The sequence below is a fragment of the Luteimonas salinilitoris genome, assembly GCF_041300785.1.
Classification (GTDB): domain Bacteria; phylum Pseudomonadota; class Gammaproteobacteria; order Xanthomonadales; family Xanthomonadaceae; genus Luteimonas; species Luteimonas salinilitoris.
In genome coordinates this window covers 143669-155672 of record NZ_JBFWIB010000004.1, presented here as the reverse complement: position 1 = coordinate 155672, position 12004 = coordinate 143669, and the positions used below count along the sequence as shown (strand labels likewise).

The following is a 12004-nucleotide window of genomic DNA, read 5'->3' as shown; positions in this document are numbered from 1 at the left end:
AACCGGTGACCACCTCGCATCCGGATCTGGGCCGGGCGGGACCGCTGAATGTGGAGAAATACCAGGTGTTCGCCGAATTGCAAGACGGGTCCGACTCGAAGTTCAGCCTGGATCTGCCGCCGAGCCAGACGCACTTCAGGATACCTTGGGAGATTCTTCGCCATGGCCAGGTGGTCAAGTACGAGATTCAGGTGCGTGACGAAAACGGCAACCAGACGGCAATCGAGTCCTGCTTCACACGCCGCTGACAACACTTGGGGCGAGGTTCGCGGATAATGCGTAACGCATGCGCCTGCCTCTGGCTCACCTATGCGCTCTCGCCTTCGCCTGGCCCGGCATAGCCAATGCTGCGACGATCACGGTGGACGGTCGTCTCGACGAACCGGAGTGGGCGACAGCGCAGCGCTTCACCGACTTCCGCGTCACCCAGCCTTACACACGAGGCACGCCGCGCCTGCGCACCGAGGCGCGGCTGCTGTCCACGCCTGAGGGCATCGCGGTCGCTTTTATCAACCAACAGCCGCCGGGGGTGCCGCGCGTCAAACCGCGCATCGAGCGCGATCAGCGCCGTGCCTCGGACCGGGTCAACTTCATCATCGATTTCGATGCCGATGGCAAGATCGCCTACGACTTCGCGGTGCTGCTGTCGGGCTCGATCCAGGACGACATCGTGACCGATGAGACCGAATTCAATCCGGACTGGAATCCGGACTGGAGCTGGGCCGTGGATGAAGACGAGCACGGCTGGTGCGTCGAGCTGTTGATTCCCTGGACGGTCACGGCGATGCGCGACAGCCAGGCCCCGACGCGCACCGTGGCGGTGTATTTCGATCGCGTGCTGGGGTCAAACGCGGAACGCCAGGCCTTTCCGGTGGCTTCTTCCGAACGTGCCCGCTTCGTGTCGAAGTTCCATCACATCGAGATCCCGCAATATCGCCGCTCGTTGTTCCACGTCTTTCCCTACATTACCGCGCAGCACGATTTCATCCGCGACAGGCGCGACTACAAGGCCGGCGCCGATCTGTTCTGGAAGCCTTCCGCCGGCTTCCAGCTTAGCGCCACGTTCAATCCAGACTTCGGTCAGGTCGAAGCCGATGAGTTGGTGGTCAACTTTGATGCGATTGAGGAGTTCCAGTCGGACAAACGGCCGTTCTTCACCGAGAATCAGGGCTTCTTCGACCTGCGCACACCCGAAGACGGTTTTCTGATTTACACCCGCCGAATCGGCGGCGAGTCGGACGACGATTCCGGCCTGGCTGCGGACATCGACGCCGCACTCAAGCTCAACGGATCGATCGGTTCCCTGGGCTATGGTCTGCTAGTTGCGGAGGAGGCCGGCGACGCCGGCCGCAGCTTCTACGCAACGCGATTGTTTCGCCCTTTAAGTGAAACGCTGTCGCTGGGCTGGTTGGGGACGCGGGTCGAGCGACCCGCACTTGATCGTCAAGCCGACGTGCAGGCGATCGATCTTTTCTGGCAGCTGCATGAAGACCTATCGATCAACGCGCAAATATTGGCCAGCTTCATCAAGGAACATGTCATCGAAGAACAGGGAGGCCGCAGCAACGGGGATGGCGCCTGGCTGACCGCGTCATGGTCGCCCTCCGACCGCTGGGAGTACGAGCTGGAAGCCCTCCATTTCGGACGCAACTTCGACTTCAACGATTTCGGCTTTCAGGAACGCAACAGCCTCAATCACCTGCAGTTGTCGGGCGAGTACGAGCATGAGGTCAACAACGAGGATTCGATGTTGCGCAGCACCAGTTGGGGGGCCGAGGTGGAGGTGCGCACGAACGATTCCGGCCGCCGCCTGCCCGGCGCGCTGGCCTTGACCCAGAGCAATTCGTTTCGCAGCGGCGCCGAGCTTGAATTCGAGATCGAATGGGAATCCGCGGGGGTGGACGACCTGATCTCGCGCGGTAATGGCGACTGGAATCAACCGGCGCGGCGCAATCTGTTTGTGTCCTACCGCAGGCCTGTACGCGGCGCCTGGCAGATCGGCGGCGAGGTGGAGATATTTCAGGAAGGCCTGAGCGGTTACACCTTCGAAGGCGAATTGGTCGTCAACTGGTTCCCCCGTGACGACTTCAACCTGGAACTCAGCGCCGGCCCGGTCTACGGCCGTGACTGGCTGGTGTGGGGCGGAGAGATCGACGAGGACGGCGACGAGCTTGGTTTCAGGCGCTATCGGCAGCGCACGTATTCGGTCGATCTCGACGCCAACTGGTTCCCCGGCCGCCGTCACGAGTTGCGGCTGAAAGCACAGTGGTTGGCGATCGCCACGCGCGATGGCCAGGCGTATGTACTCGACGATGGCGAACTGCAGGCGACGGGCGAGCCGGTCCCCGACTTCAGCGCGAACGGTTTCGGGGTGCAGCTGCGCTACCGCTATCAGCTTGGCGTGCAGTCGGACTTCTACCTGGTGTATTCGCGTGGTGGCGAGTTGGAACTGGAACGCGCGTCGCTGCGCAGTTCCGATTTGCTTGAAGAGGCCCTCGAATTACGCGATGCCGATCAGCTGTTGGCGAAGATTCGCTATCGCTTTTGATGCGGAAATTTAACGCATCTTTCGCTTGTCCCTGAGCGACACCAGCGCAACGCCCACGAGGATCAGCAACGTGCCGGTCGTGCGTGTAGCGGTCGCAGACTCCATGAGAAGCGCCCAATGCGTCGCGCCCGCGTATACCAGCACGTAGCTCAAGCCCAGTAGCGGGTACGCGTAGTGCAACGGATAGCGAACGAGCACGGCGAGCCACGCGAGCAGCGACAGGCCGTATGCCGCGAGCCCACCTGCGGTCCACAGCAGTGCCGGCCAGAACGCGGTCAGTGCTGCGTTCGTCAGTGCGAACTCGTGGATGGCCGTGAGCCGATGCAGCTCTTGCATGCCGGCCTTCATGCCCAGCTGCCCCGCGGCCGACAGCACGATCGCACAAAGCAGGCAGGCGACACTCACCCAGCGAGTCGACCGCGCGCTCATGTGCGTGCCACCAGCGCGATGCCGAGCGCGATGAGAGCGACGCCCGCCCAGCGGTGTACCGCAATGTGCTCCTTCAGAATGACCCGGGACGCGACGACGACAAGCACCGAGCTCAAGCTCAGGAAAGGGAAGGCCCGGCTCACGTCCATGCGATACAGGATCCACAGCCACACGGCGGTGCCCGCGAGGACGCAGATGCCGGCCGCGAGCAGCTCGGGCGACAGCAACGCGGCGGCCCATTCGGCGGGTCGGCGCGTGGACGCGAGCCGGCGCGTAGCGCCGATCTTCTGCAGCACTTGACTCAAGCTGAGCAGAAAAACGGCCAGAAGCAGCAGCAAGTCGTTCATTGGATGCGCCAGAAAACGACCAGGCCATGCTGCGAACGTCGGGCCGTTGGTGGCAGCCACGTTTTTTCGACGTGACTTGCGCACTTGTGTTTGCACACGATCAGGATGCCACCGCGGCCGTGGTGCGTTTCGATCAGGTGCTCGAGCCCCGCGCGATCGAGCCAGCGATGCCGGCTCTCGGGCCAGGACAGGCCGTATTTGATCTCGCCCGGATCCAGCACATGGATGTCGTCGCGTTTCAGCTGCCAGGCCAGCGTACCGAACAAGGATCCGTCGGACACCAGAGCCGTGTGCGGACCGATGGCCGCATCTGGTCCAGCCGCATGGCGCGCCACCGCCGTAGCAAGAGTGCTGTGTTCCAGAAGCCGTTGGGGCAGGGCGACGTGCAGCGGCAACAGTAACGTGGCACCTGTGCCGGCGATGGCGGCGAGCTTTGCAACCGGGGCTCGCGCAAAACCAGCGGAGATCGCACACGCGGCGCCGGCCGCCATGCAGGCTGCAAATGCCGCGAGCTTGCCCGTTTCATCCGGCGCGTAGGGCGCGTCGCCAAAAGCCCCGGCCTGCGCTGCAGCGACAGCGGCCACAATGGCGATGAACACCCCCGCAACCGCGCTGGCTCCGAGGCGGAAGGCCCGCCCTCCTCCTGCGCAGGTGTGAGAAATGTGGCCCAGATATGTCTGGAGACCGGTTGCGAGCAGGATGGCCAGCGGCGCGAAGCAGGGCAGGAGATAGGGCGGCAGCTTGCCTCTGGACAGCGACAGAAAGACCAACGGCGCGATGGCCCATGTCGCCAGGTACCACAAGAAGTCGCGGTCGTGGCGACCGGGCAGCCGCAAGCCCGATAACGCGGCCGGCAGCAGCAGCAACCATGGCCATGCACCGAGCGGCAGCCAGGCGAAGTAGAACCAGAATGGCTGCGCGTGCTGCGCATCTTCGCCCATGAAACGCTGGATATGCTCGACCCAGAAGAAGTAACGCCAGAAGTCAGACTCGCGCAGGTGAATCATCACGGCCCAGGGCAGCACCAGCACAACAGCCACGGCCAAGGGCACCCACGGGGAGCCGAACAACGTGCACCAGCGCCGCCGGGCCACGAGGAATGTTGCTGCGACGATGACTGCAATTGCGAACGCAAGAAAACCCTTGACCAAAAAGGCTGCGGCGCAGGCCGCGCCGCACAGGGCCAGGTAGCCGTAGCGTCGGCGCGAGTGCGGCTCTCGCAGCGCACAGTAATAGCTCGCCAGGGTGCCGGTCAGGAACAGCGCAAAGAACGCATCGAGCGAGGCGTAGGTGCCGGCGCCCGCGACGCTGAACGTCGTCAGGTAGATTGCGGTTGCTAACCCCGCAATCGAAGGTGACGCGAAGCGATGCGCAAAAGCGAAGACAATCAGGGCGGTCAGGGCTGTCGCCAACGCGGCCGGTAGCCGCAGCGCGAAAGCGTTCTCGCCGAATACAGCCAGAGACGCCGAATAGAGCCAGTAGCCGAGCACGGGTTTCTCGAAGTAGCGCACACCGTTGAACCGTGGCGAAACCCAGTCGCCAGATTCGATCATCTCGTGCGAGATTGCCCCGTACCTGACTTCATCGGGGCTGTGCAGTGGTCGCATGCCCAGCGGCAGCACATACAGCAGCGCAAAGAGCAGCAGCAACGCCGCGATCGCGCACCGCGTGCGCTGCGTATCGTACATGCTTCCGCGTGTACTTCCGCGTGCGGGGCCGAGCTTGTCCACGACCGCGTTCATGGCCTGCGGATCAGTGCGCGAGCGCCGAGCGCTGCCAGCAGACGTCGCCGTCACGGCCTGCGACGGGCGCCTGCACGATCGCGTCGTCGCTTTGACGCGCAGTCTGGTCCAGGAGCCGCGCGAGAGGCGCGGGTTGGAAGCAGTAGTTCTTGCACGTCGTGAGAAACTTGTCGAAGCGCGCGGCGCAAACAATGCCTTCGACCTCGGCATGCCCCGTCAGCACATTGAGCTCGCCAGGCCGCATCAGGTCGAGGAGCCGGTCATAGTAGCTCTCGTTGGTGACGCCGTTGCGGCCCACAAGTTCATCGTAGGTCGGCAGTGTCGTTGGGACCTGTGGCGCGAAGCGGCGGCGGTTCAGCCTCGGCGCGAAGACGCTGCGGCCGCGGCAGTCGCTGTTGTAACGAAAGCCGAAGGCCTCCTTGGCTTCGAGCACGCGCTCATTGCAGATCCACCCGGCCGCGGCCGAGCAGTCGGGCCGTTTGCCGAGTGCATCGCTGAAAGCGTCGACGCCGCGGCCGATCTCGCGCTGCAGTGCTTCGACCGTCATGTGACCCGCGGCGGCCTGCCAGCGGTGATGGTCGAAGGCGTGCAGCCCGACTTCGTGACCCGCGCTGGCCGCGGCGCGCAAGGTAGGGCCGAGCCTGGCGCCGATGTGCCGGCCGGGCCATAGCGTGCCCGCCAGCAGGATGTCCCAGCCGTACAGACTTGCGGCCCGCGAGCGGATCATCTTCGCGGCAAAACGCGGCTTGATGAGCCGCCACAGGTGCCGGCCCATATTGTCGGGACCCAGCGTGAAGAAAAATGTGGCCTTCACGTCGTGTGCGGCCAGGACGTCGAGCAGCCGCGGCACGCCCTCGCGTGTGCCGCGGAAGGTGTCGACGTCGATGCGCAGCCCGAGCGGCGTCACTACGCGACCCTCACTGACGTTGGCGTGCTTGTCGTAGGCGTGCTGGTTGTAAACGTCTGCAGGCCCGGCGAGCCGAGCGTCGCGGGGTGATCAGCCAGGAAAAAGTCGAGCGTCGACTCGATCGCTTGCTCCAGCGGTATCGCCGGCTGCCAGTCCAGGACGCGTTTCGCGTTGCGGATGCTGGGTCGACGATGGGTCACGTCTTGATACCCCTCACCGTAGTAGGCGCCGCTTTCGATTTCCTTGATGCCCGCAAACGGGGGAAAGTAGTGGCGTAACGGGTGGCGCTCGAACTTTGCGACGAGCAACTCGGCCAGTTCGCGGATGCTCGCTTCGTTTTTCGGATTGCCGATGTTGAAGATCTTGCCGTCGCAGCGCCCGTCCTTGTTCTCGATGATCTGGAACAGGCATTCGACGCCCTCGGCAACGTCGGTAAAGCAGCGCTTCTGGCGGCCGCCATCGATGAGCAGCAGCGGCGTGCCTTCGACAAGATTGAGAATCAATTGGGTAATGGCCCGCGAGCTGCCGATGCGCGCCGCCTCAAGCGAGTCGAGCCGCGGGCCGATCCAGTTGAACGGCCGGAACAGCGTGAACTTGAGCCCCTGCCGGCCATAGGCCCAGATCACGCGGTCGAGCAGCTGCTTCGACGCGGAGTAGATCCAGCGCTGCTTGTTGATCGGCCCGAGAATCAGCCGCGAGCGGTCTTCGTTGAATTCCGTGTCGTCGCACATGCCGTACACCTCGGAGGTCGACGGAAACACGACCCGCTTGTTGTGCTTGGCGCAGTGCCTGACGACTCTCAAGTTCTCCTCGAAGTCGAGTTCGAAGACCCGCAAGGGGTTGCGCGTGTACTCGATGGGCGTTGCGATCGCCACCAGCGGCAGGACGACGTCGCACTTCTTGATGTGGTACTCGATCCACTCCCGATGGATCGAGATGTCGCCTTCGCGAAAGTGGAAGTCCTGGTGCGACTTGAAACGCCCGATGGCATCATCGTTCAAGTCCATGCCGTAAACCTCGTAGCGGCCATCGTTCAGCAACCGCTCGCTCAGGCAGTTGCCGATAAAGCCGTTGACCCCGAGGATCAGTACGCGCGTCTTGTGCGTGCGCGTCCTGTGTTGTTGCTGCATGGGGTCGGAGCGCGCTGCGTCGAAGCGCAGCCCACCGACCAGGTTGAGATCGACCGCAAGTTGCGCGCCGCCGCAGTAGACGCCGCCGGGCTGCTGTGCGTAGTGAATGCGCAACACGCCTTGGCCGCATGCGACATCGAGCGGATCTGTCGACACGATCGTGCCGGCAGGCTTGTGGCTCCCAGTCTCGTTTCTAGCCTCGGCTTTCCAGACCAGGACCTTGGCTCCATGCGCGTGCGTGAACGCGCCGGGATAAGGCCTCGTCACAGCGCGCACGAGATTCGCGGTCTCGGTCGCGCTCTTGCTCCAGTCGATCTCGCCATCTGCGGGCTTGCGCCGGCCGAAGTAGCTGGCCGCCGATTCGTCCTGCCGAATGCGTGGCGCTTTTCCTGCCAGGATCAACGGCAGGCATACGTCGAGCAGGGGGCGGGCCGCGCGCGCAAGTTTGCGGTTCAGCGAACGCGCATCGTCCGTAGGTGCTATCTCGACGCGATGCTGGCCGACGATGTCGCCCGCGTCGGGCCGTACCGTCATCCGATGCAGGGTGACGCCGATCTCCGTCTCGCCGTTCAGGATCGCCCAGTTGGCGGGCGCGCAGCCCCGGTACTTGGGCAGCATGGAGCCGTGCAGATTGAAGCCGCCGGCCGACGGGATGGCCAGCAAGTCCCGGCAGACGAGGTTCCGATAATAGAACGAAAACAGGACATCCGGCTCGAGCGCGCGAATTTTGGCGAGCCAAAGCGGGTGACTCACGTCGTCTGGCGCGAATACCGGCAAATTGCAATGCGCTGCGAGTTCGGCAACGTTGCGCGACCAGATGTTTTCACTGTCCGCATCCGCATGCGTGATGACGGCCGCGATGTCGAAGCCGTGGGCCAACAAGGCCTCGATACCGACACACCCCATATCGTTATTGGCAAGAACAATTGCACGCATTGGTCTGTCACCGTCGTTGGGAAACGTCTGTTGGCCGACGCCGCCACAGGGCCATGTAGCGTCCCGGCCCGAAATGTCGGTCTTCGAGCAGCGCGTAGGCAGCGCCCGGTTGCGGCGCTGTGCGGCCGCCTTTCTTGTCCTGCACGAGGACGTAGCGAGGCCGGATCTTGTCGATGTCGGACGCCGTCATGGAAACAACAACACGCCCGGTCACGAACGGCACGATGCCATCGAGCGTCTCGTCGATATCGCCCGTCGCGTAGACCGGCGACCCGTGCGGAAGTTGCTCGCCAACCCGGGCCACGAACGGCGTCATGTCCTTGACCGGTGCCAGCAGACGCGTATCGACGACCAACAGGCCCACGACAGCCGCGACCACGCAGGCGCCGAGCGCGCCCAATGCCTTCGTGCCCCGGCCGCGCCAGGCAAGCACCACAACTGCGGCCGTAAGCGCGGCGACGAGTGTCAGGAAGACGGCAGCAGTCCTGTCGACCGGCTGCAGGGAAGTGCGCTGCAGGTGAGCGAGCACGAGGATCGTCGGCACAGTTGCGAACAACACCACGCAGGTCACCTGAAACCACCAGGCAGCGCCCCGGAGCTCGCCTTGCGGACGCCGTGCCCACCACGCTTCGGCCTGGGCTGCAAGCAGCACAGACAGTGGCGGCAGCATGGGCAGCAGATACAGCTCGCGCTTCGTGGCTGAGGCGCCGAGCAGCAGCAGCATGCCCAGACAGATAGCGCCGAGAACGACTTTCGCGTCCAGGTGTGGGCTGGGCTCGCCGCGCCAGGTGCTCGGCCTGAACAGGGCCACGAACGGCGCCCACCACGGAAAGACCGCAATGGGCAGCGCCGCGAGGTAGTAGTAGAAGGGCTGATCGTGAGCCGTACGACCCGGGTCGATAAAGCGTTGCACGTGATTGACCCAGAGCCATTCACGCACCTGGGCCGCGTCCGAATCCACGTAGATCAATACGGCGATGCTGGCGGCCACGAGCACCATGACGGCCGTTCCCGTGAACGGACGAAGCGACCACAACGGTGTCAGGCTGCGCCGCAGGGCCGCGTAGGTCGCAAGCCCGCAGGCCACGAGCAGGGGGCCGATCAGACCCTTGGTCCACATTGCCAGCGCGAGCGCCCCATAGAACGTGACGAACCGTGGGATCGAGCTACGTCCGCGGACGAGTTCCGAGCCCACCCACAAGGCCACCGTCGTGAACAACATGAGCAGCGGGTCGATGACGATCCAGTGCGAGGAGACCGCGAACTGCAGGCTTGTCGCGAGCCCGAACGCGGCGATGAGGCCCACGCGGGTCGAGAACTCGCGTTGGCCCCAGAGGAAGACCAGCACCAGCGTCAGGAAGCTCGCGCCCGCGCTGACGCCGCGCGCTGCGGCTGCGGACGGCTTGAGCACGGCGAACACGCCTGCGACGGTCCAGTAGTAGAGCGGCGGCTTCTCGATGAAGTCGCGGCCATTCAGCGAGGGCACGACGCTGGGTGCGAGCAGCATTTCGCGGCTGATCTCGGCCTCGCGTGGTTCGTCGGGCGTCCACAGGTCGCGTCCGAGGCCGAGGAAGCAGAGCACGAAGAGCATGCTCCAGAAGAGCATGCTCACGTAAGACAGGCCTACGAAGGGCAGGCCCTGCGCGACGCCGCTGCCGCGCGCGTTCACCGGCCGGCTCCTATCGCGTCCGCTCCCATCGCGTCCGCTTCCGTGGCGTCCGCCCGGTCCGCGATCGGCGTCTCTGGGCGATGCGCCTCGCTGACCCTTGCGACGGGCCTGGCCTGCGCGCCGACCACCTTTCTCACGATGAATCGCGGCCGGCCTTGCACGTCTCTGGAGATGCGGCCGATGTATTCGCCGAGCAGCCCCATGCCGATGAGTTGCACGCCGAGGAACCAGAACACCAGCGCGAAGATCGTGAACATGCCCTGCGCGGCCCACTCGGGTCCGTAGACCAGGCGCAACACGATCAGCAGCACGCCAAGTCCCACCCCGGCGAGGGCCGATAGCGTGCCCAACATGCTCAACATGCGCAGCGGCGCCGTCGTAGTGCTGACGAGCAGGTCGAAGTACAGGTTCAACAGCGACCAAAGTCTGTACTTCGACTTGCCCGCGCGTCTTTCGGCATGCTCGACCGTGACCTCGCCGATATTGCCTGCGAAGCTGTTCCCGAGCGCGGGGATATAGACGCTGCGTTCGTTGCAGGCGAGAATCGCGTCGACGATATCGCGCCGGTAGGCGCGCTGCATACAGCCATAATCGCCGACGCCGACGCCCGTCATGCGACGCATGAGCCTGTTCATGATCCGCGATGCAACGACGCGCACGCGAGAGTCCTGACGTCGCTGGCGCACACCTGCAACGACATCGCAGCCGCGCTCGATGCCTGCGAGCAGCTTCGGGATCTCCTCGGGCGGGTTTTGCAGATCCGCGTCCAGGGTGACGATGATGTCACCGCGTGCCTGTGCGAGGCCGGCCGTCACGGCCGCGTGCTGTCCGTAGTTCCGGTTCAGCAATACGCCGACGACGTGCCCAGGCTTGCGCTCAGCCGCCGCCGCGATGATGCGCGCGGAGTCGTCGGTGCTACCGTCGTCGACGAGCACGAGCTCGAAGTCGCCCGGCAGTGCATGGCCGACCTTGAGGCAGCGCTGAATCAGCTCGGGCAGGTTCGCCTGCTCGTTGAAGACCGGGACGACGAAGGACGCGCATTCAAGAGGCACGCATGGAGGCTTCATCGTTTCGCCTCATCAAGAACGATGCCCATCGTGTCGACGATCCTGTCGACATCGGCGAGCGCCATGTCCGGGAACAGCGGCAGCGAGCACACGCGTTCGGAGTTCCACACCGTGTTCGGCAGCATTTGCCGTGGCGTGTACCGCGTTCGGTAGTATTCGTGCAGGTGTGCCGCCCGGAAATGCAGCCCCGTGCCGATGCCACGCGCCTTCAGGCGCGCCATGAACGCATCGCGGCCAATGCCCGCGCGCCGCTCGTCGATGCGCACGATGAACAGATGCCAGGCGTGGCGCATGGGGTAGGCCGGCACGGCCAGCGGCAGGATGCCTTCGACATTCTCGAGCCGCTCGAGGTAGCGTGCGGCCAGGGCCGCGCGCCTGGCGTTGAGCGCCTCCAGCCGGGCCAGTTGGCTCAGGCCAAGCGCGGCGTTCATGTCGGGCAGGTTGTACTTGAAGCCCGGCTCGAGCACTTCGGCCTGCGGCGCCCGGCCCCGCGACTCGCGCTCGAACGCGTCCGCGCCGAGCCCATGAAAGCGCAGTCTGCGGATGCGCGCGGCCAGATCCTCGTTGTCGGTGCAGACGATACCGCCCTCGCCTGTCGTGAGGTTCTTGATCGGGTGAAACGAGAACACGGCGGTGCCTTCAGTGCCGACCGGATGGCCCTCGTATTCCGTTCCCGCGGCGTGGGCAGCGTCTTCCACCAGCGTGAGATTCCGGTTGGACGCCAGTGCGCGCAACGGGCCAAGATCGAGCGCGGCGCCCGCAAAGTGCACGGGCACGATAAGCTTCGTTCGCTGGGTGAGCGCTTGTTTGACGTGCTCGGCCGTCGTCATGAGCGTGTCGGGGTCGACGTCGACGAACACCGGCGTCGCGCCATGCAACACGATGAGGTTGATGGTCGAGACCCAGGTCATCGACGGTGTCACCACTTCGTCGCCGGGGCCGATGCCGAGTGCGCGCAGCAGCAAATGCATGCCGGCCGTTGCCGAAGTCAGCGCGACCGCACACAGGGCGCCCGTCGCCTGCGCAAAGCGCTGCTCGAATTCGGCGCACTTGCTGCCTGTCGTGATCCAGCCAGACTCGAGTACCTGCGTCACCGCGGCGATGTCCGCGGCAGTGATCGACGGACGCGAGAACGGCAGGAACGTACCAGGCAGGAACGGACCCGGCAGGAGCGGATGCTGCGCAGCGTGCGGGGCGCGGGGCGACTGAGCCAACGTGAGCTCCTTCCG

The 12004-nt window shown here is 64.6% G+C and carries 10 protein-coding genes; 2 read left to right on the top strand and 8 right to left on the bottom strand.

All coding sequences use genetic code 11. The features are described 5' to 3' along the window. Positions 1–5 precede the first annotated feature (5 nt). Entirely contained in the window at positions 6–248 is a 243-nt protein-coding gene (locus AB5T46_RS08965) for a hypothetical protein (protein WP_370563556.1), read from the top strand. A 38-nt stretch (positions 249–286) separates the two neighbouring features. Further along, a complete protein-coding gene (locus AB5T46_RS08960) occupies positions 287–2548 on the top strand; it encodes a DUF5916 domain-containing protein (protein WP_370563555.1) in 2262 nt (753 codons plus the stop codon). Between the two features lie 9 nt (positions 2549–2557). Here the strand turns inward: AB5T46_RS08960 and AB5T46_RS08955 are convergent, their stop codons facing one another. The 8 genes from AB5T46_RS08955 to AB5T46_RS08920 are packed head-to-tail and all read right to left on the bottom strand — an operon-like array spanning position 2558 to position 11989. Next, positions 2558–2977, bottom strand: coding sequence for a DMT family transporter (locus tag AB5T46_RS08955; RefSeq protein WP_370563554.1), 420 nt, complete (start codon positions 2975–2977; stop codon positions 2558–2560). After that, on the bottom strand, positions 2974–3324 hold the full coding sequence (locus AB5T46_RS08950; protein ID WP_370563553.1) for an EamA family transporter: 351 nt from the start codon (positions 3322–3324) through the stop codon (positions 2974–2976). The genes AB5T46_RS08955 and AB5T46_RS08950 overlap by 4 nt, the downstream gene beginning before the upstream one ends. After that, positions 3321–5066, bottom strand: coding sequence for a phospholipid carrier-dependent glycosyltransferase (locus AB5T46_RS08945; RefSeq protein ID WP_370563552.1), 1746 nt, complete (start codon positions 5064–5066; stop codon positions 3321–3323). The genes AB5T46_RS08950 and AB5T46_RS08945 overlap by 4 nt, the downstream gene beginning before the upstream one ends. A gap of 10 nt (positions 5067–5076) precedes the next feature. Further along, a complete protein-coding gene (gene arnD, locus AB5T46_RS08940; RefSeq protein WP_370563551.1) occupies positions 5077–5973 on the bottom strand; it encodes a 4-deoxy-4-formamido-L-arabinose-phosphoundecaprenol deformylase in 897 nt (298 codons plus the stop codon). Beyond that, entirely contained in the window at positions 5973–8039 is a 2067-nt protein-coding gene (arnA, locus tag AB5T46_RS08935) for a bifunctional UDP-4-amino-4-deoxy-L-arabinose formyltransferase/UDP-glucuronic acid oxidase ArnA (RefSeq protein WP_370563550.1), read from the bottom strand. Before arnA ends, arnD begins: the two co-directional genes overlap by 1 nt. Positions 8040–8046: 7 nt before the next feature. Beyond that, positions 8047–9708: an ArnT family glycosyltransferase gene (locus AB5T46_RS08930; protein ID WP_370563549.1), complete on the bottom strand. Its 1662-nt coding sequence runs from the start codon at positions 9706–9708 to the stop codon at positions 8047–8049. Further along, positions 9705–10775: a glycosyltransferase gene (locus AB5T46_RS08925; RefSeq protein WP_370563548.1), complete on the bottom strand. Its 1071-nt coding sequence runs from the start codon at positions 10773–10775 to the stop codon at positions 9705–9707. Before AB5T46_RS08925 ends, AB5T46_RS08930 begins: the two co-directional genes overlap by 4 nt. Further along, positions 10772–11989, bottom strand: coding sequence for an aminotransferase class I/II-fold pyridoxal phosphate-dependent enzyme (locus AB5T46_RS08920; RefSeq protein WP_370563547.1), 1218 nt, complete (start codon positions 11987–11989; stop codon positions 10772–10774). Before AB5T46_RS08920 ends, AB5T46_RS08925 begins: the two co-directional genes overlap by 4 nt. Positions 11990–12004: the final 15 nt, after the last annotated feature.

Bases quoted from the DNA above. Each gene is read 5' to 3' on its own strand.
- arnA (WP_370563550.1), bottom strand. From the start codon at position 8,039: ATGCGTGCAATTGTTCTTGCCAATAACGATATGGGGTGTGTCGGTATC.
- AB5T46_RS08960 (WP_370563555.1), top strand. From the start codon at position 287: ATGCGCCTGCCTCTGGCTCACCTATGCGCTCTCGCCTTCGCCTGGCCC.
- AB5T46_RS08955 (WP_370563554.1), bottom strand. From the start codon at position 2,977: ATGAGCGCGCGGTCGACTCGCTGGGTGAGTGTCGCCTGCCTGCTTTGT.
- AB5T46_RS08950 (WP_370563553.1), bottom strand. From the start codon at position 3,324: ATGAACGACTTGCTGCTGCTTCTGGCCGTTTTTCTGCTCAGCTTGAGT.
- AB5T46_RS08925 (WP_370563548.1), bottom strand. From the start codon at position 10,775: ATGAAGCCTCCATGCGTGCCTCTTGAATGCGCGTCCTTCGTCGTCCCG.
- AB5T46_RS08945 (WP_370563552.1), bottom strand. From the start codon at position 5,066: ATGAACGCGGTCGTGGACAAGCTCGGCCCCGCACGCGGAAGTACACGC.